The organism is Vibrio parahaemolyticus (assembly GCF_900460535.1).
In the GTDB taxonomy this organism is placed as follows: Bacteria; Pseudomonadota; Gammaproteobacteria; order Enterobacterales; family Vibrionaceae; genus Vibrio; species Vibrio parahaemolyticus.
The window spans coordinates 1,343,612-1,368,255 of sequence record NZ_UHIL01000002.1 but is presented as its reverse complement, the minus strand read 5'-3'; the positions used below and the strand labels follow the sequence as shown (position 1 = coordinate 1,368,255).

20 protein-coding genes and 1 tRNA gene are annotated in these 24,644 nt (G+C 46.3%); 10 read left to right on the top strand and 11 right to left on the bottom strand.

Annotated elements, in window-relative coordinates:
* Nucleotides 1-18 precede the first annotated feature (18 nt).
* From DYB02_RS23330 to DYB02_RS23320, 3 genes are read right to left on the bottom strand one after another with little or no spacing between them, the layout of a single operon-like run.
* Complete coding sequence (locus DYB02_RS23330) at nt 19-1,173, bottom strand: acyl-CoA dehydrogenase family protein (RefSeq protein WP_029803809.1); 1,155 nt, start codon at nt 1,171-1,173, stop codon at nt 19-21.
* Between the two features lie 20 nt (nt 1,174-1,193).
* Complete coding sequence (locus tag DYB02_RS23325; RefSeq protein WP_029803808.1) at nt 1,194-2,687, bottom strand: CoA-acylating methylmalonate-semialdehyde dehydrogenase; 1,494 nt, start codon at nt 2,685-2,687, stop codon at nt 1,194-1,196.
* A 29-nt stretch (nt 2,688-2,716) separates the two neighbouring features.
* Nucleotides 2,717-3,943, bottom strand: coding sequence for a thiolase family protein (locus tag DYB02_RS23320; protein ID WP_029803806.1), 1,227 nt, complete (start codon nt 3,941-3,943; stop codon nt 2,717-2,719).
* A 258-nt stretch (nt 3,944-4,201) separates the two neighbouring features.
* Here DYB02_RS23320 and DYB02_RS23315 point away from each other — a divergent pair, with 258 nt between their 5' ends.
* The 5 genes from DYB02_RS23315 (at nt 4,202) to DYB02_RS23295 (ending at nt 9,245) form a co-directional block, all read left to right on the top strand.
* Entirely contained in the window at nt 4,202-4,576 is a 375-nt protein-coding gene (locus DYB02_RS23315) for a MerR family transcriptional regulator (RefSeq protein ID WP_025502706.1), read from the top strand.
* Between the two features lie 78 nt (nt 4,577-4,654).
* Nucleotides 4,655-5,824, top strand: coding sequence for an isovaleryl-CoA dehydrogenase (locus tag DYB02_RS23310; RefSeq protein WP_029803804.1), 1,170 nt, complete (start codon nt 4,655-4,657; stop codon nt 5,822-5,824).
* 34 nt (nt 5,825-5,858) lie between these two features.
* Nucleotides 5,859-7,463: a carboxyl transferase domain-containing protein gene (locus DYB02_RS23305; RefSeq protein ID WP_029803803.1), complete on the top strand. Its 1,605-nt coding sequence runs from the start codon at nt 5,859-5,861 to the stop codon at nt 7,461-7,463.
* Nucleotides 7,464-7,500: 37 nt separating this feature from the next.
* Complete coding sequence (locus DYB02_RS23300) at nt 7,501-8,346, top strand: enoyl-CoA hydratase-related protein (protein ID WP_029803802.1); 846 nt, start codon at nt 7,501-7,503, stop codon at nt 8,344-8,346.
* Nucleotides 8,343-9,245: a hydroxymethylglutaryl-CoA lyase gene (locus DYB02_RS23295; RefSeq protein WP_029803800.1), complete on the top strand. Its 903-nt coding sequence runs from the start codon at nt 8,343-8,345 to the stop codon at nt 9,243-9,245. Before DYB02_RS23300 ends, DYB02_RS23295 begins: the two co-directional genes overlap by 4 nt.
* 35 nt (nt 9,246-9,280) lie before the next feature.
* Here the strand turns inward: DYB02_RS23295 and DYB02_RS23290 are convergent, their stop codons facing one another.
* The 4 genes from DYB02_RS23290 to DYB02_RS23275 form a co-directional block, all read right to left on the bottom strand.
* Entirely contained in the window at nt 9,281-9,832 is a 552-nt protein-coding gene (locus DYB02_RS23290; RefSeq protein ID WP_029803799.1) for a DUF2301 domain-containing membrane protein, read from the bottom strand.
* Nucleotides 9,833-9,857: 25 nt separating this feature from the next.
* Complete coding sequence (locus tag DYB02_RS23285; RefSeq protein ID WP_005485953.1) at nt 9,858-10,736, bottom strand: DMT family transporter; 879 nt, start codon at nt 10,734-10,736, stop codon at nt 9,858-9,860.
* Nucleotides 10,737-11,021: 285 nt separating this feature from the next.
* Nucleotides 11,022-12,335, bottom strand: a complete 1,314-nt coding sequence (locus DYB02_RS23280) for a methyl-accepting chemotaxis protein (RefSeq protein WP_005498481.1) — start codon at nt 12,333-12,335, stop codon at nt 11,022-11,024.
* Between the two features lie 279 nt (nt 12,336-12,614).
* Nucleotides 12,615-13,808, bottom strand: a complete 1,194-nt coding sequence (locus DYB02_RS23275; protein ID WP_005483382.1) for an acetate/propionate family kinase — start codon at nt 13,806-13,808, stop codon at nt 12,615-12,617.
* 360 nt (nt 13,809-14,168) lie between these two features.
* Between DYB02_RS23275 and DYB02_RS23265 the strand changes: the two genes are divergently transcribed.
* Entirely contained in the window at nt 14,169-15,707 is a 1,539-nt protein-coding gene (locus DYB02_RS23265; protein ID WP_029806077.1) for a putative bifunctional diguanylate cyclase/phosphodiesterase, read from the top strand.
* 74 nt (nt 15,708-15,781) lie between these two features.
* Here the strand turns inward: DYB02_RS23265 and DYB02_RS23260 are convergent, their stop codons facing one another.
* Entirely contained in the window at nt 15,782-17,701 is a 1,920-nt protein-coding gene (locus DYB02_RS23260; protein WP_025547263.1) for a DEAD/DEAH box helicase, read from the bottom strand.
* Nucleotides 17,702-18,080: 379 nt separating this feature from the next.
* Between DYB02_RS23260 and rnb the strand changes: the two genes are divergently transcribed.
* Entirely contained in the window at nt 18,081-20,087 is a 2,007-nt protein-coding gene (rnb, locus tag DYB02_RS23255) for an exoribonuclease II (RefSeq protein WP_023585026.1), read from the top strand.
* A 71-nt stretch (nt 20,088-20,158) separates the two neighbouring features.
* Entirely contained in the window at nt 20,159-20,962 is an 804-nt protein-coding gene (locus DYB02_RS23250) for a helix-turn-helix transcriptional regulator (protein WP_015313061.1), read from the top strand.
* A 4-nt stretch (nt 20,963-20,966) separates the two neighbouring features.
* On the opposite strand, the gene DYB02_RS23245 is transcribed toward DYB02_RS23250, so the two are convergent.
* Nucleotides 20,967-21,320, bottom strand: coding sequence for a DUF3024 domain-containing protein (locus DYB02_RS23245; RefSeq protein ID WP_005462123.1), 354 nt, complete (start codon nt 21,318-21,320; stop codon nt 20,967-20,969).
* 256 nt (nt 21,321-21,576) lie between these two features.
* Here DYB02_RS23245 and DYB02_RS23240 point away from each other — a divergent pair, with 256 nt between their 5' ends.
* Complete coding sequence (locus DYB02_RS23240; RefSeq protein WP_005462121.1) at nt 21,577-22,404, top strand: phosphate ABC transporter substrate-binding protein; 828 nt, start codon at nt 21,577-21,579, stop codon at nt 22,402-22,404.
* A 54-nt stretch (nt 22,405-22,458) separates the two neighbouring features.
* On the opposite strand, the gene DYB02_RS23235 is transcribed toward DYB02_RS23240, so the two are convergent.
* The gene (locus tag DYB02_RS23235) at nt 22,459-23,139 is read right to left on the bottom strand and encodes a MaoC family dehydratase (protein WP_005462115.1); all 681 of its coding nucleotides are present in this window, start codon (nt 23,137-23,139) and stop codon (nt 22,459-22,461) included.
* Between the two features lie 329 nt (nt 23,140-23,468).
* Between DYB02_RS23235 and DYB02_RS23230 the strand changes: the two genes are divergently transcribed.
* Nucleotides 23,469-23,559, top strand: a tRNA-Ser gene (locus DYB02_RS23230).
* A 24-nt stretch (nt 23,560-23,583) separates the two neighbouring features.
* On the opposite strand, the gene DYB02_RS23225 is transcribed toward DYB02_RS23230, so the two are convergent.
* Nucleotides 23,584-24,537: a LysR family transcriptional regulator gene (locus DYB02_RS23225; RefSeq protein WP_029847424.1), complete on the bottom strand. Its 954-nt coding sequence runs from the start codon at nt 24,535-24,537 to the stop codon at nt 23,584-23,586.
* Nucleotides 24,538-24,644 lie beyond the last annotated feature (107 nt).

The following is a 24,644-nucleotide window of genomic DNA, read 5'->3' as shown; positions in this document are numbered from 1 at the left end:
CGCAGACCCGATAGCTTGTTAGAGCAACGCTGACGTTTCTGAGAGCAGACGACGCGCGATGATCAGACGCATGATTTCATTAGTGCCCTCAAGAATTTGATGTACGCGAACGTCACGGAAATAACGCTCCATGGGATACTCTTTTATGTACCCGTAACCGCCGTAGATCTGCAACGCTTGGTCGCAAATTTGAAAACCGACGTCGGTTGCAAAGCATTTCGCCATCGCGCAGTACGTCGTCGCATCGGGATCGCCTCGATCGAGTTTGCTGGCGGCATAACGCACCAATTGCCGTGCTGCGACAAGCTCCGTCGCCATGTCCGCTAACTTGAATTGCAGCGCCTGAAATTGCGCTAACGATTTTCCGAACTGCTTTCGCTCCTGCATATATTGCGTAGCTTGATTCAGAGCTTGTTGCGCCGTACCAACGGAACAGGTCGCGATATTAATGCGCCCACCGTCCAATCCTTTCATGGCAAATATGAAGCCTTGCCCTTCTTCGCCCAGTAAATGACTTGCTGGAATAACGACATTGTCAAACGTAACCGCGCGTGTTGGTTGACTGTTCCAGCCCATTTTCGGCTCTTTTCGCCCATAACTGATGCCGTCAGCTTGAGCAGGAACAACAAATGCAGACACACCTTTGGCACCCGCTTCGCCCGTTCGCGCCATCACGACCAAAACATCCGTCTCTCCTGCGCCGGAGATAAATGCTTTGCCGCCATTCAACACGTATGTATCGCCTTTTTTGTGCGCGGTTGTACTCAACGAAGCGGCATCCGACCCCGCATTGGGCTCCGTCAAGCAATACGAACCCAACCATTCTCCGGTGACGAGTTTAGGACAATATTTGGCTCTCACGTCTTCGGTCGCGAAACTCGCCACCATCCAACTCACCATATTGTGGATAGTCATGAAAGCAGTCGTCGACGTGCACCCCATTGAGAGCTGCTCAAAAACAATCGACGCATCCAAACGGCTTACCCCCAAACCACCATGTTCTTCTGGCGTATAGAGGCTGAGAAAACCCAGTTCTCCCGCCTCTCTCAATACGTCTTTAGGAAAGTTCTGTTTTTCATCCCACTCTGCGGCCATTGGTGCTAAACGCTCTAACGAAAACTGCTGAGCCGTATCGGCAAATGCACGTTGATCTTCATTAAGTTCAAAGTCCATAAAAGCTCCTTGCTGTTCACTTAGCGCAGTTGAATGGTCAAATTCGGCCCTGTTGGGATGTCATCATCAAACCACCTTACCGTTACGGTTTTAGTCTCGGTGTAAAAACGCACTGCTTGCTTGCCATACGCATGCAAATCACCATAGAAACTGCCCCTCCAACCCGTGAAGGAGAAGAATGGCAAAGGCACCGGAATCGGAACATTGATACCGACCTGACCAACTTGAATCTCGTGCTGATATTTCCGTGCTGCCGCGCCATTAGCGGTGAATATCGACGTGCCATTACCGTAAGGATTGCGATTGACGAGCTCGATCGCCTCTTGCAACGTCTCAACCTCAATACACACCAAAACTGGGCCAAAGATCTCTTGGGTGTAAATCGACATATTCGGCGTTACACCACTAAACAGCGTTGGCCCGATCCAATTACCATCGGGAAACCCTTCGACTTCACATTGGCTGCCATCAAGTTCACACACCGCACCTTGTTGTTTGCCTAACTCAATCAAACCCAAAACTCGCTGCTTGGCTTGCTCACTGATCAAAGGACCATACGCAGCATCCTCATCATCCCAAGCGCCGGGATGGATTTTCGCCATTTCTTGTTTGAGATCAGCAATCCAGGCTTTTGACTCACCAACAAACACCGCGACTGAAATCGCCATGCAACGTTGCCCTGCAGCACCAACCGATGATCCCACCAAGTTGTTGATGACGTGATCTTTGTTAGCATCAGGCATGACAACCATGTGATTTTTAGCGCCAGCAAAGGCTTGTACGCGTTTAAAGTATTGAGTTCCCGTGGTGTAAATGTACTGCGCGACAGGCACTGAGCCGACGAAAGACACCGTGCGAATATCGGGATGAGCAAGCAAGAAATCGACTTGATCTTTGCGGCCATGAACGATCTGCAATACGCCTTTTGGCGCACCTGCCTCTTCAAAAAGCTCAGCTAAGCGAATCGAGGTTAAAGGCACTTGCTCGGAAGGTTTAAGAACGAAAGTGTTACCGCTCGCGATTGCGATGGGAAACATCCACAACGGGATCATGGCAGGAAAGTTGAACGGAGTAATACCGCAGCACACACCCAAAGGCTGGATTATCGAGTAGCTGTCGATCTCAGTCGCGACATTTTCGACCGTTTCTCCCATCAGGTTGCTGGCAATGTTGGCCGCTTGCTCAACCACTTCTATGCCGCGCCAAACATCGCCTTTGGCATCGGCAAAGATTTTGCCCGTTTCGTGCGAAAGCAAGGTCGCGATTTCATCATGATGTTCTTTCAAAAGATGCTGATAGCGAAGCATCAAACGCGCTCGCTCTGATACCGCCACCTCTTTCCAAGATTGAAAAGCCGTTTGCGCACTTTCGATGGCCGCTTTCATCTCAGCATTTGTCGAACATGGCACATACGCGATTACGTCATTGGTGGCGGGATTGGTGACTTCAACCCAATCTGAGGTTTGAGACTCACGAAACTCACCATCAATAAATAAGGGAACCAAACGAGTCATCATTTACTCCTTTGTTAACTGTGCAGAAATTACAGCGGGATCTCGATACCTATCGCTGTCGCCTCGCCACCGCCAATACACAGTGACGCAACGCCTCGCATCACTTTCTTGTTGCTTGCATCCCCATCAATCCCCAGAGCTTGTAGCTGTCTTAAACTGTGGATCAATGTGACCAAAATGCGAGCCCCACTGGCACCAATTGGATGCCCGAGCGCACAAGCTCCGCCTTTAATATTGACCTTACTTGAATCAAGCCCTAATTCCGCAACCGCAATTTGTGTCACTACCGCAAAGGCTTCGTTGATTTCCCAGAGATCAATTTCGTCAATCGACCAATCCATTTGCGACAACAATTGTTCAATGGCGTAGACCGGAGCCAACGTAAACTCATCCGGCTTTCTCGCGTGAGTCGCGTGCGATTTGATGATGGCAAGCGGGGTAAGATTTTGGTGGCGCGCCGTCTCTTCATCCATCAAAATCAACGCGGCTGCACCATCGGAAATTGCACTGGAGTTCGCCGCAGTCACTGAGCCTTTTTTATCGAAAGCGGGTTTGAGCTGAGGAATTTTTTCTAGATCGATGGAGCGAGGATGCTCATCATAATCGAGTTGGGTTGTGGCAGTTTTTGTCCGGATGTCAATGGGTGCAATTTCATCATCAAACAAACCACGCTCTTGCGCTTCTAACGCTCGTTTTGCAGACATGGTTGCCCACTCATCCATTTTCTCACGGCTGAATTTGAGCCTATCTGCAATTTGCTGAGCATAGACGCCCATCAAGTGCCCTTCGTAGGCATCCTGCAATCCATCGAGAAACATGTGATCGTAAGTGGAGTGATGCCCTAATCGCATGCCATTGCGCACCTCTTTCAACAAATAGGGCGCATTCGTCATGCTTTCCATACCTCCAGCAACAGCCGTTCGAATGGTGCCAGCTTTGATCAAGTCATGAGCAATCATGACGCTTTTCATTCCCGAACCGCAAACTTTATTGATGGTTGTGCACCCTGTACTAGGTGGAAAACCCGCACCGAGCGCTGCCTGTCTAGCCGGCGCTTGTCCGCATCCGGCTGGTAGTACGCAGCCCATCAACACTTCATCAGTTACGGTCTCAGAAAGTACGTTTTCACCCAGCGATTTCATCGCGGCCTTTATGGCAAATGCGCCTAACTGCGGTGCGGAGTACGGTTGCAACAGCCCTTGTAAGCGCCCAATTGGCGTTCTTTTCGCACTGACAATCCAAATGTCGTTTCCCATGATTCGCGTTCCCTAACGGTGTATCACAGCGTACGAACTTACCCACCACAATTGCCTATTCAGGTTTGCTCACCTCAAACGATGAAGCTCTATCCCTTATCCGGCAACGAAATTATCGCACTGTGATTTCTTGACGTTTACGTAAGCATAGCACTAGCCTTTACAGTGAGGTAAAGAAACACATTGATAACAACCTAATTTTTATTCAGTCATGGTCAGATTTCGAGAAGCTGGATTTTTATTCGAGGTAAGTGTGTTATGGAAAAATACAAAATCAGTGATCTCGCCAAAGAGTTCGACATCACGACGCGCAGTATTCGATTTTATGAAGACGTCGGCCTGATTGAGCCAGAGCGAAAAGGCAATATGCGCATTTATCAGCGTAGGGACAAAATCCGACTTAAACTGATTCTTAGAGGGAAACGGCTCGGCTTCTCGCTGGCAGAAATACGTGAACTGTTCGAACTTTACGACATGCAACAAACGGATGAACAGCTGCTCAAAATGCTTAATATCATTGAAGAAAAGCAAGCCGTGTTACAACAGCAGTTAAATGACATTGGTGTCGTCATGGGCGAGCTCAATGCGGCAAAAGAACGCTGCCTTCAAACACTAAAAAACAACGAAAAGTAACAACGCCACTAACTCAAATTTCCCTCACTCAAGCAGTGCACGATTTTCACAGTCACACACCTGCAACAGGGAGACGTTATGAAAACGAGCTACATCCCGCTGAATTTCGGGCTCGGTGAAACCATTGATATGCTCCGAGATCACGTCAATGCGTTCGCGAGTGAGCATATAGCTCCTATTGCCGCCGATATTGACCATTACAATCAGTTTCCTAGCTATTTATGGCCACTTCTTGGCGAAATGGGCTTGCTTGGCGTAACCGTCAGCGAAGAATATGGTGGTGCTGAAATGGGTTACCTCGCCCACATAGTAGCAATGGAAGAGATAAGTCGTGCATCAGCTTCCGTCGCGCTCAGCTACGGCGCTCATTCTAATCTTTGCGTAAATCAAATCTTTCGAAACGGCACCCCAACGCAACGAGAAAAGTATCTGCCTAAATTAGTCGATGGTTCGCACATAGGCGCTCTGGCGATGAGCGAAGTCAATTCGGGTTCGGATGTCGTCAGCATGCAATTAAAAGCCGAAGACAAAGGCGACCACTTCTTACTCAATGGCACAAAAATGTGGATCACGAATGGCCCCGATGCGGACGTGGTCGTGGTGTACGCGAGAACAGACGCTGATGCTGGTTCACGCGGGATCACGGCGTTTATTGTCGAGCGCAGTTTTACCGGATTCAGTGACGCGCAAAAGCTCGATAAGTTGGGAATGCGAGGCTCAAACACATCTGAGCTCGTCTTCAACAATTGCAAAGTACCTAAAGAAAACATTCTCGGAGCACTCAATTGTGGCGTCGAAGTATTGATGAGTGGGCTTGATTACGAGCGCGTTGTTTTAGCTGCTGGCCCACTCGGTATTATGCAAGCGTGTATGGATATCGTCGTCCCCTACGTGCATGAGCGCAAACAGTTCGGCAAATCCATCGGCGAGTTTCAGCTTGTGCAGGGCAAACTAGCCGATATGTACTCACGAATGAACGCTGCAAAAGCGTACGTCTACACCGTCGCAGCGGCTTGTGATCGTGGTGAATGCACACGCAAAGATGCCGCTGGGGTGATTTTGTACAGCGCAGAATTGGCGACACAAATGGCGCTCGACGCCATTCAGCTACTCGGCGGTAATGGCTACATCAATGAATACGCAACCGGACGTCTTCTGCGTGATGCAAAACTGTATGAAATTGGGGCAGGAACCTCCGAAATTCGCCGCATGCTCATCGGGCGCGAATTGTTTGAGGAATCACGCTAGCTCCTGATTCACTCGCTAGGAAAAGGAAGTCATCATGGCCATCATAAAAAGCAAAACCAAGCCAACTGACGAGCTGTTTCTTTCTAACCAAGCCGCGATGGAAATGCTGGTTGAAAAGCTGAAAAAAGACATCGCCACCATCAAACTCGGTGGCGGCGAACGTGCCATTGCTCATCAGCGACAAAAAGGAAAACTCCCGGTTCGAGAACGAATTTCACATTTGCTCGATGATGGCAGCAACTTCCTTGAAATCGGTCAGTTCGCCGCTTGGCAAGTGTACGATGAGTCCATCCCATGCGCAGGTGTCGTGGCTGGCATCGGCATGATCGAAGGAGTTCAATGCATGGTGATTGCCAACGATCCTTCGGTCAAAGGCGGCACCTATTATCCTCTTACCGTGAAAAAGCACCTTCGAGCACAAGAGATAGCTCAGCGTTGCCAACTACCGTGCGTCTACCTTGTCGACTCTGGCGGCGCAAATCTCCCTCATCAATCAGACGTTTTTCCCGATAAAGATCACTTCGGCCGTATCTTCTTCAACCAAGCCAGAATGTCGGCCAAAGGCATTCCTCAAATCGCCGTTGTTATGGGGCTGTGCACCGCAGGCGGTGCTTATGTCCCAGCAATGGCAGACGTGTCGATAATGGTGAAAGAACAAGGCACCATCTTTTTAGCCGGCCCCCCATTGGTAAAAGCCGCAACGGGCGAAGTCGTGACTGGTGAAGAACTCGGCGGCGCAGATGTGCATTGTCGAAAATCGGGGGTGGCAGATTATTACGCCGAAAACGAGGAGCACGCCTTAGGCTTAGCGCGCGAGGCGATTGCCAACGCGAACCGTCCAAAGCCGCCGAAATCAAACAGTGCCATCTTACCACCACGTTACGATGCGGAAGAAATGTACGGTATCGTCAACGCCAATTTGCGTTTGTCGTTTGATGTACGTGAAATCATTGCGCGTATCGTCGATGATTCGGATTTCGATGAGTTTAAAGCCCTCTACGGACGCACGTTGGTGTGCGGCTTTGCGCGCATTCATGGTCAGTTGATTGGCATTGTCGCGAACAACGGCATTTTGTTTTCTGACTCCTCACAAAAAGGCGCGCACTTTATTGAACTGTGCGCCAAACGCAAAACGCCGCTACTCTTTTTGCAAAACATCACCGGATTCATGGTCGGCAAAAAAGTCGAGGAAGAAGGCATCGCCAAACACGGTGCAAAATTGGTGATGGCGGTGGCGTGTGCTGATGTGCCTAAATTCACGGTGATCATTGGCGGTTCTTACGGCGCAGGAAACTACGGCATGTGCGGGCGAGCGTATGACCCAACCATGATGTGGATGTGGCCAAACGCACGCATCTCCGTAATGGGCGGAGAGCAAGCCGCCGGCGTGTTGACTAAGGTGCGCAAAGAGATAAACCAACGTCGCGGCGAAGAATGGTCCGAGCAAGAAGAACACACTTTCAAAGAATCGATCATAGACTTGTATGAGACCCAAGGGCATCCGTACTTTGCCAGTGCAAGATTATGGGACGACGGCATCATTGACCCCAAAGAAACGCGAAACGTGCTTGCACAAGCGTTAATGGCCGCGCTCAACGCGCCAATACCTGATAGCGAATTTGGCATCTTTAGAATGTAACCGCGCAATTGAAATAAACGTTCACAAGGAAATCATTATGCAGGAAAGACAACCAAGCATTGTTCCAAACGCTCAACGACACAATGATGTGCTTTGGCAGGTTGACGAATTCGGTGTTGCAACGCTGACGCTGAATCGGACAAAGAAACACAATGCCTTCGATGCCTGCATGATTGATTTGATCATCCATCGCTTAGATTATCTTGCACTAAGAACCGATGTGCGTTGCTTAGTGCTGCGCAGTAATGGCAAACACTTTTCCTCTGGTGCGGATTTAGCTTGGATGCAATCGATGGCAAATAGTACCCGAAAAGAAAACCTAGTCGATGCACAAAGCCTCGCTCGCTTAATGGAAACGTTGGATGCCTTCCCTCAACCCACCATCGCTGTCGTACAAGGCTCAGCCTTTGGTGGCGCATTGGGGCTAATTTGCTGCAGCGATATCGCTATCGCCAGCAACTCCGCTCAGTTTTGCTTGAGTGAAGTCAAACTGGGATTGGTGCCCGCCACCATTGCACCATACGTGATGCGTGCGATGGGCAATCGACAAGCACGTCGTTACATCCTCAGTGGTGAAGTCATCCCTGCGGTTAAAGCGCAACAGTTTGGCATCGTGCATGACGTGAAAGAAGATGACGAGCTTGAATCATGCGTAAGCGAAGTCGTCGCTTCTTTGCTACTCAATAGCCCAGATGCGATGAGAAAAGCGAAAGCACTGTGCGAACAATGCCACCAAAATCCCATTGATTCTCAGCTTATCCGCTACACCAGCCAATTGATCGCCGATATCCGTGTATCGCCGCAAGGGCAAGACGGTTTACAAGCTTTCTTAGAAAAACGGCCTCCGAGCTGGGTCCATCAACCTGATGCGGAGGAAGAATGACACTGCCTACTAACGTAAACATTGTTGAAGTTGGCCCTAGAGATGGACTTCAAAATGAATCTCCAGTTTCGATTCGCACTAAAATCCGGCTGATTGATTTGCTTTCTGACACGGGTTTGAGTCACATCGAAGCCGGCTCATTTGTCTCACCCAAATGGGTTCCGCAAATGGCAGATTCCAAAGAAGTCATACAAAATATCACGCGAAGAGCCTCGGTGACTTACTCGGTACTCACCCCTAACCTCCAAGGGTTAGAGCAAGCCTTAGATGCTGGCGCCAATCAGGTCGCCATTTTCACTTCGGCTTCAGAAGGCTTTTGCCAGCATAATATCAACTGTTCAATTACAGAGAGCTTGAAACGCTTCGAGCCATTAATGGTTCAGGCCGATAAATACCATATTCCCGTTCGTGGCTATCTGTCGTGCGTCGTCGATTGCCCTTACGATGGGGCGACATCTCCAACACAAGTGGCCAACGTCTCGCAAGCGTTGATCGAGTTGGGATGCTATGAGGTGTCCTTGGGCGACACGATCGGGACCGGTACGCCTAATCGTGTAAAAGAAATGCTGGAATCGGTGCTAGCGAGCATTCCAAGCCAACGTTTAGCCGTACACTTTCATGATACATGGGGACAAGCGCTGGCAAATATCTACCAGGCCTTAAGCATGGGCATCAACACGGTAGACAGCAGTGTCGCAGGATTGGGAGGGTGTCCATACGCGCATGGTGCATCTGGCAATGTTGCTACAGAAGACGTGTTGTATTTATGCCAAGGCTTGGGCATTGAAACTAGCGTGGATTTAGAGCTGTTAGCCAAAGCAGGATGGATGATAAGCGATGAACTGCAACGCCAACCAACATCGAAAGTTTCACAGGCATTACGTCATAGAATGGAATAACGCACTTTGCATAACGTGCTCAACTAACCCGCCCGTTAGACTTCATAATTCGCTTTGATACCGATATCAAAGTGCAGTGGCATGCGCCATTTTGCTATAGATAAGTAGGCCATGATCAAACCCGCAAGAAGCGCAGAGATTGCAACTATGGTTGACTGTTCGAACCACAACGCAAATGTCGTCACAACCAACAGCGTAGGTACCAATTTCAAGCCAAGGACTTTGAAACAGAACGACTCTTTCAACGCAATCCCAGAAAAGGTGACAAAGATAAAGCCTAATGCGAGCCACACTCGATTTAACTCTGGGTCGCAGACCATCAAGATCACCCCTATCCAACCAGACCAACTGATGATGATGCGAACTGACTTACTGTAAACGTGAATATTACTCGCAGACATTGCACCAGCAATGGCGAATACCGCAAGTACTGCTCTATACCTGCCATCCACCCCGTCGAGCCATTGACCTTCCAACGCAGCCAACCCCAAAAGCGCGATGGCAAACACACTGATGCCAGCGCGATACAAGCAGACGCTCAGCTTATCTAAAAAATCTAATGTTTCTTTATGTTCAGTATTTGCCATCGTCGTTCATCTTTAGAGCGTGTATTTACGCTCGCTTGGGGAAGCGGAATCTGCCGCCAGTGCGGTAAATCACCAAAGAAAAGAGAATCAGCAGACAACCAACAAGTTTATTGGCCGTCAGAACTTCACCATACCAAAGAATGCTGAGAACAACCGTCCAAACCGGCTCTAAGATCATAATCAGTGCCGCATTCCCTGCTTGGACAAACTTTTGCCCCATCGTCTGCATAACGTAACGCAAACTCGTCGCGAGCAACGTACTGAGCGCAAACCACCACCAAATGGATGAATCCACCTGCTCTGGTCGTGATTCCATCAAGAACGACACCAACAGACCTAGACAGCCTGCTGAAAACAGCTGCACACAAGTCAGTAGTAATACGGGCAACTTCTGCGAATATTTGCTGTTTACATTAAAGTGTAGCGCCAAGATAAGCGCCGCTCCAAGAAACCAGAGTTGACTCGCAGACTGCTTCCAACCTCCAGCCAATGAAAGGCACGCTAAACCAATCACCGCAATAGGTAACGAGATCCAAAAGATGCGCTGAGGGCGTTGTTGAAACATTACCCAAGCCACGATTGGCACGAACAGCATCGAGAGGCTCATAATAAATGCGCCCTCGCCTAGCGTATCGCTGATTGAAATGGCGTAAATCCACGTCATCACAGCGCCGCCAAGCAGCAAACCTACGCCACTGGCTGCCAACACGTCTTTTAACCGTGCCGCTTTTAGTGGTCGGTAACACAATGGCAGTAAACAGAGAGAGGCGATGGTAAATCGCAAGCCAATAAAACCAAAGGGAGGCAGCCCTTGTATCGTTTCTTTGGAAAAAATCCAGCCCAGTGCCGCTATCATCGTAGTGGCCACCAGAATCACGGTCGCTTTGCGTTCTGAGTTAAACATAATTACTCACAAAAAGGCCTGATGAATCGTCATCAGTGGGGATATTTATATCGATTTTAATCTACGAAAGTTATTTATATTCGTATCGCAAATGCTGACGAGGTGTGTAATAAGAATGGAAGATGTTAACGTTTGCGAAACGTCGGCATTATACATTGCAGGTGAGATTTCATCGAGAAATAACAGCGTGTTGCCTTCCTCGCTATAAACGGCATTCGCGAAGCGAGGAAGGAAAACTAGAACCGAGAATGGGCTCTTTGAAGCAGAAGTTTTTGAAGCGATTAATTACAAGGTGCGGTTGAACTGTGCGACAGCTTCAACCACTCGGCTTGCTCCGTCTTGGATATCGTTCATAACATTGCCCGCCTTTTCAGACAGCTCTAGAGTATCAAGCGCCTCTTTTTGACACTGAGAAATCAGTGCAACAGCGTTATTGGTGCGCTCTAGATTTTCCGTCACCATCGAGACAATCTCATCTGTCGTGGTATTGGTGCGCATGGCAAGCTGGCGTACTTCATCGGCAACCACCGCGAAACCGCGTCCATGATCGCCGGCACGAGCGGCTTCTATTGCAGCGTTGAGCGCCAACAAGTTCGTTTGGTCAGCAATTCCGCTAATGCTATTCACCAGTTCACTGATTTTCGATGAGTGAGCTTTCAAATCTTCAATGGCGGCATTGGCTTGCTGCATTTGCTCTGAAAGGGTCTGCATTTTCTCAAGGGTAGAGCCGATTACTTGACGGCCTTGGACGGTTTGAGTGCCCGTTTCCTGAGATACTTCATTCGCCAACTGCGCCGCTTGCGCCATGGATTGCTCTTGAAGCACTTGCTGAGTAATGTTGGTCGCAAACTTGACCACTTTGTACAGCTCGCCTCTGTCGTTATGGATCGGGTTGTAAGAAGCTTCCAACCACACGACTGAGCCATATTGGTCTACGCGTTTGAATCGGTCGGTAACAAACTGCCCACTTGCCAGCCTTTTCCAAAAATCGTGATACGCCGAAGAGTTTGCCTCTTCAGGCAAACAGAAAATTCGGTGATGCTTACCCACGATTTGTTCATGCTTGTAACCCATCGTGCTGAGGAAGTTATCATTTGCTTTAAGCACTGTACCGTCTAACGTAAATTCAATGACTGCCATCGAGCGGCTCAGCGCATTCAGCATGTCTTCGTACTCGCGCGATGTCGTGATCGTTCGAGTCAGTTCAGAGGCAAACACAAAAAAGCTCTCAACCTGGTCACTTGTGTTTCTCACAGGCTGAATAACCACTCTTAACCACGCCTCTTCACCATCCCCCTTGGTGATTTGAAACGCGCCATTCCAGAATGCTTTTGCTTGAACCGACTGTTTCATGCGGTAAAAGTGGTCAGTATTTCTCACGTTTGATGGTACAAGGTCAGAAATATGCTTCGCCAAGATGTCCTTATCTGACAGTGAAAGTTGCTGCAAAAACTTTTGGTTTGCCGATGTGACGTTGCCTTTCGCATCCAACGTCAGCCTTAACATTTCTTCGTCTAGGCTTTGCTGGATCTGTTGTAGGCTGTAGAGCTCTTGTTTTAATCGTTGGTTTTCTTGTTGAAGCGACTTATTAAAAAACATTACTTTCCCTTACTCGACCAATCTATTGATTAATCAAAGGTTTATTATTTATATCTATACAGCTCGATATTACTCAGGTAGCAGTATACTGGAATTTAGACTTGGCTCACAATTAATTACATTAATATCACTAGAGGACATTTGTTAATCAATGTGAACGACAAAATCGCAATCAGATTCGGGCAAGACGCTTATATGAGGAAAGTGAAGTGATAGATCAAAAAAAAGCTCTTTCCTTACGGAAAGAGCTTTGACTTAGTTCCCAAAATTTTTGCCGTTTTACAGCAGTTCCACCGACTGTTGAGCGATTACCCACTCTTCGTTGGTAGGAATAACCAGTGCTTTCGCACCTAGCAACTCAGATGTAGCAATCACACCTGCGTTACCAAATCGAGCGTCTTCGTTACCTTTCACATCTTCAACAAAACCTAGCAGTTTTAGGTTTTTCAGAATTTCACGACGAATTGGCATAGAGTTCTCGCCAATACCGCCAGTGAAGATGATGCCGTCGAATGAATCAAGCGCAGCAAGGTAAGAAGCGATGTATTTAGACACACGATATGTGAATACTTGGAATGCAAGGGCAGCGCCTTCGTGGCCTTCTTCCATTGCTTCCAAAATACCGCGTGCGTCGCTTGTTAGGCCAGAAACACCTAAGAAGCCAGAAGCTTTGTTCAGTGAGTTGAACACTTTCTCTTGAGACCAACCTTTCTTCAGAAGGTACTCAATGATGCCTGGGTCAAGGTCACCACAACGTGTACCCATCATTAGACCAGACAGCGGAGTGAAGCCCATAGACGTATCTACAGATTCACCATTGTTGATTGCACAAACAGAAGCACCGTTACCTAAGTGAACAGAGATGAAGCTCGATTCTTCAATCGGCTTGTTGATCATCTTCGCAGCTTCGCGACTTACAAAGTAATGACTTGTGCCGTGGAACCCGTAACGACGAATGCCGAAATCTGTGTAAAGTTCTTTAGCGATTGCACCAGTGAACGCACGTTGAGGCATTGTTTGGTGGAACGCTGTATCGAATACTGCAAATTGTGGAAGGCTTGGAAACGCTTCAACAGCAGCACGGATGCCGATAGCACCAGCTGGGTTGTGAAGTGGAGCAAGGTCTGCAAGCTTCTCAATTTCTTGTGTAACTTCTTCAGTAATACGAACGGTTTTAGTGAATTTCTCACCGCCGTGAACAATACGATGGCCCACAGCAACGATGTCTTGAGCTAGACCTAACTCTTCGGTTAAACCTACTAGTTTGCCGATAGCGATTTTGTGATGGCTATCGTCACCTTCGATGGAGATTTCCTTTTTTTCACCGTTGAATTTCCAGCTCATACGAGCGTCTGATAGACCAAAGCATTCGCCCAGACCACTTAGCACCGCGTCACCCGATACGGAATCGATGACTGCAAATTTTAGTGAAGAGCTACCAGAGTTGATCACCAGTACAAACGAATTAGACATGTAGTTATCCTGTTGTGGAGCAGAGGTTGTAATTGCGCTTCCGCGCTGCGTACTTCTTGTTTGCTGCCCTATTATTCAATAATTTTTTAATCTTTCAACAATCTTTTAGTGAAAGCGATTTGATTGAACAAATTTTGTTGATCTATAGCAAGTTTTGATTTTATTTGAAGTCTAAAAAATATGATTTGTTAAAGCTAATTTATGAATTGGTCAATTTGTACAAATTCAAACCTATGAGCTACGTTGTTTATTGGATGTATAAAAATAACAATCTCATCAATAATTCGGGGTAATAGCGTGCCCACAATAGCCTTTTTATTAGTGATCTTAGGTTTGATTTTGCTCTGCTGGGGATGGCAGATGACAAAAAATATTTGCTCGAAAACAGAGGTACCCGGGTGGACATGGCTGTTGATGTTAATAAGTTGCTTCATTTTTGCGTATGCTGCTTTCTTGCACGCAATCATGAAAAAACCAGTGGCATCACTGCTTGAAACTGGTGTTTCTTTGCTCTTATTCGGTGGCAGTATTTTTGTCGTTTTAGTCATCAAGTGGAGCAACGATTCCATCTTAGAGCTACACAGCGTCGCGGAGCGAGAAAAACGAAATGCGGTTCATGACTCCCTGACAGGGCTTCCCAATCGCAAATATTGCTTCGAACTGATTGATGACAGAATACAATCTGGCGACCCTTTCTCTGTCATTCTGTTTGACGTAGTGAACTTTAAACAAGTGAACGATGCGATGGGACACTTCTGCGGAGACCAGTTACTGATTCAGATTGGTCAACGATTGCAAGACAAGCTCAAAGGGAACGACAAGATCTTCCGTGTGGGTGGCGATGAGTTTGTCATTCTCACCTCTTCCGCCTGTGAGAAAACGGGCACAGAACTTATCGAAAGCCTAGATTGCGCCCTCTCTGCACGCTTTCACCTAGATGAGTTCCAAGTATCTTCACGTGTTGTATTTGGGATAAGCACCTACCCTTACGACGCGATCTCAAATGATCTTTTGATTAAACATGCCGACATTGCCATGTACCACGCCAAACGTAACGGCAATTTATTCGCATTTTATCATGATGATATGAACGTGGGTGCCAAGTACCAACTTGAAATTTCCTCTCGCATTCAATGCGCGTTAGAGAAAGAAGAGTTTCAGTTGTACTACCAACCCTTGATTGATGCGAACACCAATTTAGCTGTCGGATTCGAGGCAGTGATCCGTTGGCACGATGAAAACGGGAAAACTATCTCACCCAACGACTTCATCCCTATCGCGGAGCGCAGCAACCAAGTCCACAACATCACCATGTGGGTATTGGGCCAGGTAGAAAAAGATCTCAAAACCTTTATCGAAAAAGGCATTAAGTTGCCTGTACACGTGAACCTTTCAGCCAAAGACCTCTCTTCGAACCTTCTTTTCCATCGTCTTGAGAAACTGCTTGAAAACAATCCGCAATTTGCCGATCTGATCAGTTTGGAAATCACGGAAACCATGGCAATAGATAGAGTTGTGGAGCTCAACCCACTCATTCACCAAATTAAAGGATTGGGTATTAAAATCAGTTTGGATGACTTCGGTACGGGGTACTCGTCGCTTTCTTTATTGCGGGATCTACCTGTGGATCAAATTAAAATCGACCGTTCGTTTTTGTGCACAGCAAACCACACAGAAGGCTCTCGTTCCATCGTAGAGAACACGATAGCTCTAGCACATGGTTTAGGGTACTCAGTGGTGGCGGAAGGCGTTCAGGACATGGACACGCTGTATTTTTTAAGAAGCAGAGGCTGCGACATCATTCAAGGCTACCTATTTTGCCCTGCGCTGCCGCTGAATGAAGTGATTAATTGGGTTAACGAACACGACGACAAACAAAGTCATACCCGGCGCGCATAAAAAAGCCGAGCTTAATGCTCGGCTTTCAAATCAATCTCTACAACAATTTATGTAACTGTGTAGTACTGCGCTGATTATGCGTCTTGAGTGCGACGGCCACGGCCGTGACCACGTTCGCCACGGTAGTTACCACGGTGGTCACCACCACGGTTACGATCGAAACGACGTTCGCCACCTTCACGGTTGCCGTCACGGTTACCACGGAAGCCACCTTCACGACGACCGCCTTCACGACGCTCACCACCACGGTTGCCACCTTCGCGGTTACCACGGAAACCACCTTCACGACGACCGCCATCGCGACGACCACCGTCACGGCGACCACCACGAGACTCGCGGAAATCGTCGAAGTCACATACTACAGCACCAACATCTTGTTGACGGATACGCAGTTTGCTTAGTTTGCTCGCAGCTTCAGAAGTCATTGCTTTTGGTAGCTGAACGAATGTGTGACCTTGCGCTAGCTTGATCGCACCGATAGAACCTTTACCTAGGCCTAGTTCGTTTGCTAGAGCGCCGACGATATCTTTAACTTGAACGCCTTGCTCGCGACCAACTTGAAGCTGGTAAGTATCCCAGTCTTGGTTGTTGAAGCTACGACCGCCTTCACGGCCACCTTCACGGCGTTCTTTACGACGTTGCTTGTCACGCTCAATCGCTTCAACCATTGGGTCTTCGCCAATGTAGAACAGAGGACGCTTACCTTGTTGACGCTTAAGAAGCATTGCAGCAAGCATCGCAGGGTCGATTTCTAGAGAAGTTTGTAGTTTCTCTACTAGCTCTGCGAACTTGTCTAGTGCTTTGTGCTCTTTCTCAGCTTCCAGTTCAGCCGCTAGCTTGTTTAGACGAGCTTCTGCAACTTGGTCACGTAGAGGAAGTTGGATTTCTTCCATAGATGACTTAGTCACGCGCTCGATAGTGCGAAGCATGCGGATTTGGTTAGTGCGAACTAGAAGGATCGCTTTACCTTTACGTCCTGCACGGCCAGTACGACCGATACGGTGGATGTAAGACTCAACATCGAATGGGATGTCGTAGTTAAATACGTGAGTGATACGTGGAACATCAAGACCACGTGCAACAACGTCAGTTGCCACTAGGATGTCGATAACACCTTGTTTGATGTGATCAACAGTACGCTCACGTAGGGACTGAGGAATGTCACCGTGCAGTGCAGCAGCTTTGAAGCCACGTGCAGATAGCCAGTCAGCTAGACGCTCGGTGTCTTGACGAGTACGTACGAATACGATTGACGCGTCAGTTTCTTCAGTTTCAAGAAGACGAGACATAGCTTCATCTTTCTCTACACCTTTCACTACCCAGAACTGTTGTTGAACTTTGTCTACAGTGTGGTTTTTACCAGCAACGTCAACAGTTACAGGATCACGTAGGAAGCGCTCAACAATGTTTTTCAGCATTGGTGGCATAGTTGCAGAAAATAGAACGCGTTGTGCTGATTCAGGAGCGTGCTCCATGATTGCAGTTACGTCGTCCACGAAACCCATGTTTAGCATTTCGTCCGCTTCATCAAGTACGAAAGTATTCACTTCGTCAAGATGTAGACGTTCACGGTTGATAAGGTCTTGAACACGGCCAGGAGTACCAACAACAACGTGTGCGCCGTTTTTAAGCGCACGCATTTGATCTACGATAGATGCACCACCGTAGATTTCTAGAACTTTAAGACCCTTGATGTTTTTACCAAGGTTTTTCATTTCAGCCGCAACCTGGATCGCTAGCTCACGAGTTGGAGCAAGAACGATTGCTTGTGGTTTACGTTGATCAAGATCTAGCTTGTTTAGAAGAGGCAGAGAGAATGCTGCCGTTTTACCTGTACCCGTCTGTGCTTTACCCAGCGCGTCAGCACCTTCCAATAGGTGTGGGATTGCCGCAGCCTGAATTGGAGTTGGTGACACGAAACCCATTCCGTCTAGAGCAGAAAGGATAGAATCATTCAGAGATAAATCGCTGAATTGAATAACAGAATCTTGCATTGGGATCCTACTTAATTAAACAAAAAAACAGTCCCATATGCTCTTCCAATTCGATACTGATTCATCCAGTTACTAAATCCATTCAGACAGGAGTTAGCACAGTACACAACCGCGATAAGCCATTAGGGACGACTAAGGGAGGCGGATTATTCCTTAAATGCATAAAAAAAGCTAGAAAAAATTGAATTACATCACAATTTATTCTCACTAATGGTAATATCCGCATAAAAATCCACCTACCGCCCGTTTCTCCGAAGAGAAAAGCACCGTTGAGCTGTTTAATTCCTCAATAATTCACAGCGAATTTGTGTGCTTTAGGTAGTAATAATAGCCCGCAATGATTATAGTGTGGCCAACTCCATTGGTAAGTTAAGAAAAGATGTTTCAAGATAACCCGCTATTAGCCCAGCTTAAGCAGCAAATCCAAGAAAACCTGCCTAAAAAAGAAGGTTCAATCAAAGCAACAGATAAAGGCTTTGGTTTCCTGGAAGTGGACAGCAAGACCAGCTTCTTCATCCCACCAGCGTACATGAAAAAGTGCATTCACGGCGACAAAGTCGTGGCCATCATCCGTACTGAAAATGAACGTGAAGTCGCAGAACCACAAGAGCTGATCGAACAATCTCTTACTCGCTTTATCGGTCGAGTAAAGATGTTCAAAGGCAAGCTAAATGTCGTGCCTGACCATCCTCAACTAAAGAAATTGTCTCTAAAAGCGAAACTGAAGAAAGGTTTAAAGCCTGATAACTTCGCGGAAGGTGATTGGGTTGTAGCACATCTTGTTCGTCACCCGCTAAAAGGCGACAACACGTTCTTCGTTGAAATTTCAGAGAAAATCACTGACGCTGATGACAAAATCGCACCGTGGTGGGTAACGCTAGCGCAAAACGATCTACCAAACTCAGAACCTGCTGGCATTGAGAACTGGGAATTAAAAGATGACGCCGATCTAGAGCGCATCGACATGACTCATGTTCCTTTCGTCACAATCGATGGTGAATCAACCAAAGATATGGATGACGCGTTGTACGCGAAGAAAACAGAATCTGGTGATTTTGAGTTAACTATCGCGATTGCTGACCCAACTGCGTACATCACACCTGAAGACGAAATGGATAAAGTCGCGCGTGAGCGTGGTTACACCATTTATCTACCAGGCCGTAACATCCCGATGTTACCTCGCGATCTAGCGGACAACCTATGTTCTCTAATTGAAGGCGAAATCCGCCCAGCAATCTGCTGCACCGTAACAGTGAGCAAAGACGGTGTGATTGGTGACGATATCAAATTCTTCGCTGCAAACATCAAGTCACATGCGCGCCTAGCATACGATCACGTTTCTGATTGGCTAGAAAACGGCAACTCTGACGCATGGCAACCTTCAGAAGAAATCGCAACTATCGTACGTGATCTATACGAGTTTTCTCTAGCTCGCGCAGAATGGCGTGAGAAAAACGCAGTCGTATTCCCTGACCGTCCTGACTACCGTTTTGAGCTAAGTGAAGACAATGACGTTATCGCTATTCACGCTGATATGCGCCGCAGTGCAAACCGTCTTGTTGAAGAATCGATGATCACAGCGAACATTTGTGCAGGCCGTACACTGCGTGAAAAATTCGAAACTGGCGTATTCAACACTCACGCAGGTTTGAAACCAGAGAAAATCGAAGAAGTTGTGCAACTCGTTAACCCTGAGGGTACGCTAGAATTCACAGCAGAATCGATTGCAACGCTTGAAGGCTTTGCGGCTCTACGTCGTTGGTTAGCGGTTCAAGAGACATCTTACCTAGACAACCGCATTCGTAAGTTCCAAGCATACAGTGAAGTGGGTAACCAACCTCTTCCTCATTACGCGATGGGTCTAGACATTTATGCGACTTGGACATCCCCGATTCGTAAATACGGCGATATGATCAACCACCGTATGCTAAAAGCGGTGATTCTAGATAAAGAACCAGTACAAAAACCTGACGATCAAGTGGGTGAAGAACTGGCACTGCACCGTAAGCACCACAAAATTGCAGAGCGTAACGTGTCTGATTGGCTATACGCACGCACTCTTGCAGATGAACCAAGCAAGCAAACTTGTTTCACAGGTGAGATTTTCGATATTAATCGTGCTGGTGCACGTGTTCGACTTCTCGAAAATGGTGCAGCAGCCTTTATTCCTGGTGCCCTGATTCTTGATAATAAAGAACGAATTGAGTGCAATGGCGACAACGGCACAATCTCTATCGATAAAGAGGTGGTGTACAAGCTGGGTGACACATTGGAAATCGTTCTTGCGGACGTTAACCAAGAAAACCGCAGTTTAGTTGCAAAGCCAACACAGGTATTTGCTGATCAACCAGCACCACAAACAGAACAAACTGTAAGTGAAGAATAATACCGAATGAAGTTTAAAGGCGCTCGAATGAGCGCCTTTTTTATTTGTCATGGAAAACGATAAGAACGAATATGCCGAACATTGAGATCATTCGCTTTAACCACTTCACTGCTCGCAAAAGTGAACGTTACACCGCCACCCATAACGGCTTATATGTCGTAGAAGAAGGCGCATTAGTCGTCCACCAGCCAAATGGCGAACAATTTGAACTACAAGCTGGCGACTTTACCCTATACAACTCTTCTGACTTAAGAAGTGCAGAAGCCATACCTGGCGAGAATGGTTTTAAAGCTGTAGCGCTAGTCTTTGACATCAGCCTATTTTGCGAGTTTAAGAAAGCACACCCAGGATTGCATTCAGAAGCAGAACACCGACGCTTCTACCCTTTCTCGCCAGAATCCAATTCAGAAATCACACAGCTTAAGAATACGTTATTGGTCTTAGCCAGTCGCAATGCTCCTGATTACACTCAGAGCCACATCGCAATGGCGCTACTTTCTCTTATGGTGGAAGTTCAGCCCGACATTCTTTCGATCATTGACGATGCAAGCAGCCTAACAGCGTCTCAAAAGGCCATTAAGTACATCGAAAAGAACATTGAGAAGGATATAACGTTAGAAGGCCTAGCGGCGCACATGAGCATGTCTATTGCGACGTTAAAACGCCGCCTTGCGGCTGAAAACCTTTCTTTTTCTCAGATATTAAAAGTAAAACGTATTAACTACGCGGCAACACAACTGCGCGTTTCACAAAAATCGATAACAGAAATCGCATTTGAATCTGGATTTAAGAGCGCTGCTCACTTTAGTACCGCGTTTAAATCCATTTACAACATCACCCCTAAAGACTTTCGTAATCAGGTAGTAAGAGGTTAATCCCCTACTCCCAAAAACACGCTTGAGGATCGCTTTCAAGTTCGGCAAGGAGATCTTCAAGCGTGTGACTATGCGGCAACTTTTTGTAAGGAATCCATCGAATTTCTTCTGAGCGAGAGGCGGGAACATAAAAGCGCCAAAGCTGAGTCTGAGAATCAAATAGAATTTTTGCAATTGGCGAGGTGTATTCACTGTGTTGTGAATCTAGCAAGAAATGCGCATGGTGAAGTTCAACGCCGTTTTCAATTGGCTCATAAAGACATTTTCCTTGCTCTACCGGCAAATTCGCATTGCGCGCCGAACAAAGAATCTGAACCAGTTTATATAAGCGGCTGGTTGCCATTTGAGAAACAGACATGACGTTCTCCTGATAGGTAGTTTTTAGTATACACCCAAGCGCCATTTAAGGCTGACTTCACCAACGTTCCGTTTACAGACTTCTCAGAGATTACCATCTCACTCTCCGAGGAAACACTACGTACATCACCACTTTGCTCAAATAACGCGATAAACACGCTGCTGTTTCACATTCGAACAATCTTTTCTGATTCACAAAAGTGTAACCTGAACGCAATATCATAAGCGCTGCTTTATACCGTATATGGAGTTTAAATATGTTACGTTTTACTGTGGCAACTTTACTAGCCATGGCTGTCTCCCTTCCTTCTGCTATGGCGAAAGAAGTCAACATTTCAGGTTCAACTTCCGTTGCTCGCGTGATGGACGTACTCGCCGAAGAATACAATAAGACACACCCAGATAATTACATCGCTGTACAGGGCATTGGTTCTAGTGCGGGGATCACCATGGTGAACAAAGGTGTCGTGAAACTTGGTATGAGCTCTCGCTATCTGACAGAAAGCGAAAAAGGCGAAGACTTGAATGTGTTTCCAATTGCTTACGATGGCCTTGCCGTTGTTGTGAACCGTACAAACTCTGTGACTAACCTTTCAGCACAACAACTGTTTGACATCTACAAAGGCGAAATCAAAAACTGGAAAGAAGTCGGCGGCGCGGATCAACCGATAGCAGTTGTCACACGAGAAGCATCTTCTGGCTCGCGCTACAGCTTTGAAAGTTTGTTGGGTCTCACCAAAATCATTAACGACCGTCTGGTTTCTGATATCAGCCCAAACAACTTAGTTGTAAACAGCAACAGCATGGTTAAAACCATTGTGAACCATAACACACGTGCGATTGGTTTTATTTCGGTGGGGTCTGTAGACCTTTCTGTGAAGGCGATTCAGTTTAACGGGATTGAACCAACAGCAGCGAACATCGCAAATCACAAATACAAACTGGCTCGACCATTCTTGGTGCTTTACAAAGTCGACTCGCTAGATCAAGCCGGCAAAGACTTTGTCGCGTTCCTAAAATCGGAAGCGGGACAAAAAACCATTGCTGACTACGGGTACATACCAGTTAAAAACTTTAACCAGTAAAAACAAAAAAGAGAGCATTGAAATGCTCTCTTTTTTATTGATTCGAATATGTTTTTAGAAGTGCAATTGAATCACAGATACCACTACCGCACCTGGGCGTCTTACGCCTTCAATTTCCACTTTGATTTCACGCTCGATCTCTAAACCTTTTTTGATAGGCGTTACTTTAGTTAGTGTACTTACTGCACGCACGTTGTTACCAGCTTTAACTGGGTAAGGAAAACGCACTTGGTTCAAACCTAGATTCACAACCAATTTCGCTGTCGGAAATAATGGTTTATCCGCATCAACTGAGTCCGTCAGTTTTGGCAGTAGAGCCAACGTCAGGAAACCATGCGCAATGGTTGTTTTAAAAGGTGATTCAACAGATGCACGCTCTGGGTCAGTATGAATCCATTGCATATCTTCTGTTACCGCACCAAATTGATTGATACGCTCTTGAGATACATGAACCCAGTCACCCGTATGGATCACTTCACCGATCTTACCGCTTAGCTCGTCATACAGTTTTTGAGCTTCTGGCTGAAGAACAATCGGCGCAGGTTGAGGAGCCACTTCTTCATTTACTGCAGGCTGATTATGGTCGCGCACATTAGAAAACAAAAAGCTGTTTTGTGCCTTACCCAAAAAGTCACTCCAGTAATCGCGTAGCGTTGGAGACATCCAATTCATAAACTCGGATTGATGAGCAGAAATCGCATCAACTTTGTCTTTAAATAGATTTGTGACCTTCATAAACACCCTTAGAAAAATTAAGCACAACTGGCTATACCAGTTAATTTTGAATTAGTTCACAAACTGTTGCAAACACTTTCGGGCGAACACATGTATCCTCAAAGCCTATAATTTGTTATTTTTCATAAAGATAACAATAAAACACCATTTTATTGATTAGCACTAGGATAAAGTAAAAACTCTACATTTAGGTGCGTTTCGCGTTGTTTTTACTCACTTTCAGTGTTGCTCACTATTACATCGGCGTCTAGAAAATCATCAAACGGCACTTCAATTGTAATTCAGTGCTTTACAACGACTACTCCACTCCCTATTATACGTCCCGCAACGGAGAGATGGCTGAGTGGTTGAAAGCACCGGTCTTGAAAACCGGCATACGTTAATAGCGTATCTAGGGTTCAAATCCCTATCTCTCCGCCACATTTAGAAAAAAGCCGTTGATAATCAACGGCTTTTTTCGTATCTATTGTCAAACTTCTTGTTATACACATCTAGAAAGTCATTCATCAGCTTAGAAATGGTACTGTGTAACCACACAATCATAGGATCGTTTTTGTAGGCCTTGTCGTATATAAAGCCAAACTCTTTTTCTTGCAGCGGTAGAAACACCTCATCGCTCGAAGTAATGTAGCTAAATTTTTCACCCAACTGTTCTGCTATGTAGATTGAACAAGGAAACAATAAGTCTGTCGTCTCAACGGCATTAATAATGACATTGATATGCGTCGTTTTAAGTTTTACTTTGAAGTCAATACCGTGACTCAACAGCAATCTTGAGAGTTTATCTTGCCGCTCATTCCAATGCTTTTGCAAGTGGATAGCCAGAGGATAAGACGCGATTGTCTCCAAGGATATTGACTCGTTATTAATTGGATGATCTTTTCTACAGACCATAACCGACATATCTTTTCCGACTTTTCTTTGGACCAAGTTTTTATTTAAATTTAATGGAAAATAATGAATTCCAAAATGAACGAGATGATTATTAATTCGATCTGGCGTTAACTCATTCCAATCTTCAATGGTTAATTCTATATTCGGCGCGTTCTCTGAAAAGTATTGAATTATTTCTGGGGCTAGCCAATATGCGATGTAACTATTCATCGCTATATTGATTTTTATATCTGATGTCGATGGTTCAAAAGACATATCCTCAGTTAATTCATCAATATAATGAATAATATTATTGAGTTTGGCACGTATGGAGATTGCTTTTGGCGTTAGCTCCATCCTGCCGTTTTTTCTGGTAAGTAATTCATCCTGAAATATTTCCCTTAAGCTTCTTAGAGTTCGGCTCACCGCAGAAGCACTTGTCGACATTTGGTTTGCTGTTGCTGTGATACTTTTTGTTTCCAACAGCAACGCCAACGGTTTCAGTAAGTTATAGTTAAATATCATGTCTAAACTCTCTCACAACACTCCCTAAAAACATAATATCAATTTTGATAAGTATCAAGTATCACTATTATCAATTGTGGACAAGAACATATTAATTAAACTAGTTC

Excerpts from the sequence above, each read along its gene's own strand:
- DYB02_RS23330 (WP_029803809.1), bottom strand. The coding sequence starts at position 1,173 with ATGGACTTTGAACTTAATGAAGATCAACGTGCATTTGCCGATACGGCT.
- DYB02_RS23325 (WP_029803808.1), bottom strand. The coding sequence starts at position 2,687 with ATGACTCGTTTGGTTCCCTTATTTATTGATGGTGAGTTTCGTGAGTCT.
- DYB02_RS23320 (WP_029803806.1), bottom strand. The coding sequence starts at position 3,943 with ATGGGAAACGACATTTGGATTGTCAGTGCGAAAAGAACGCCAATTGGG.
- DYB02_RS23315 (WP_025502706.1), top strand. The coding sequence starts at position 4,202 with ATGGAAAAATACAAAATCAGTGATCTCGCCAAAGAGTTCGACATCACG.
- DYB02_RS23310 (WP_029803804.1), top strand. The coding sequence starts at position 4,655 with ATGAAAACGAGCTACATCCCGCTGAATTTCGGGCTCGGTGAAACCATT.
- DYB02_RS23305 (WP_029803803.1), top strand. The coding sequence starts at position 5,859 with ATGGCCATCATAAAAAGCAAAACCAAGCCAACTGACGAGCTGTTTCTT.
- DYB02_RS23300 (WP_029803802.1), top strand. The coding sequence starts at position 7,501 with ATGCAGGAAAGACAACCAAGCATTGTTCCAAACGCTCAACGACACAAT.
- DYB02_RS23295 (WP_029803800.1), top strand. The coding sequence starts at position 8,343 with ATGACACTGCCTACTAACGTAAACATTGTTGAAGTTGGCCCTAGAGAT.
- DYB02_RS23290 (WP_029803799.1), bottom strand. The coding sequence starts at position 9,832 with ATGGCAAATACTGAACATAAAGAAACATTAGATTTTTTAGATAAGCTG.
- DYB02_RS23285 (WP_005485953.1), bottom strand. The coding sequence starts at position 10,736 with ATGTTTAACTCAGAACGCAAAGCGACCGTGATTCTGGTGGCCACTACG.
- DYB02_RS23280 (WP_005498481.1), bottom strand. The coding sequence starts at position 12,335 with ATGTTTTTTAATAAGTCGCTTCAACAAGAAAACCAACGATTAAAACAA.
- DYB02_RS23275 (WP_005483382.1), bottom strand. The coding sequence starts at position 13,808 with ATGTCTAATTCGTTTGTACTGGTGATCAACTCTGGTAGCTCTTCACTA.
- DYB02_RS23265 (WP_029806077.1), top strand. The coding sequence starts at position 14,169 with ATGACAAAAAATATTTGCTCGAAAACAGAGGTACCCGGGTGGACATGG.
- DYB02_RS23260 (WP_025547263.1), bottom strand. The coding sequence starts at position 17,701 with ATGCAAGATTCTGTTATTCAATTCAGCGATTTATCTCTGAATGATTCT.
- rnb (WP_023585026.1), top strand. The coding sequence starts at position 18,081 with ATGTTTCAAGATAACCCGCTATTAGCCCAGCTTAAGCAGCAAATCCAA.
- DYB02_RS23250 (WP_015313061.1), top strand. The coding sequence starts at position 20,159 with ATGCCGAACATTGAGATCATTCGCTTTAACCACTTCACTGCTCGCAAA.
- DYB02_RS23245 (WP_005462123.1), bottom strand. The coding sequence starts at position 21,320 with ATGTCTGTTTCTCAAATGGCAACCAGCCGCTTATATAAACTGGTTCAG.
- DYB02_RS23240 (WP_005462121.1), top strand. The coding sequence starts at position 21,577 with ATGTTACGTTTTACTGTGGCAACTTTACTAGCCATGGCTGTCTCCCTT.
- DYB02_RS23235 (WP_005462115.1), bottom strand. The coding sequence starts at position 23,139 with ATGAAGGTCACAAATCTATTTAAAGACAAAGTTGATGCGATTTCTGCT.
- DYB02_RS23225 (WP_029847424.1), bottom strand. The coding sequence starts at position 24,537 with ATGATATTTAACTATAACTTACTGAAACCGTTGGCGTTGCTGTTGGAA.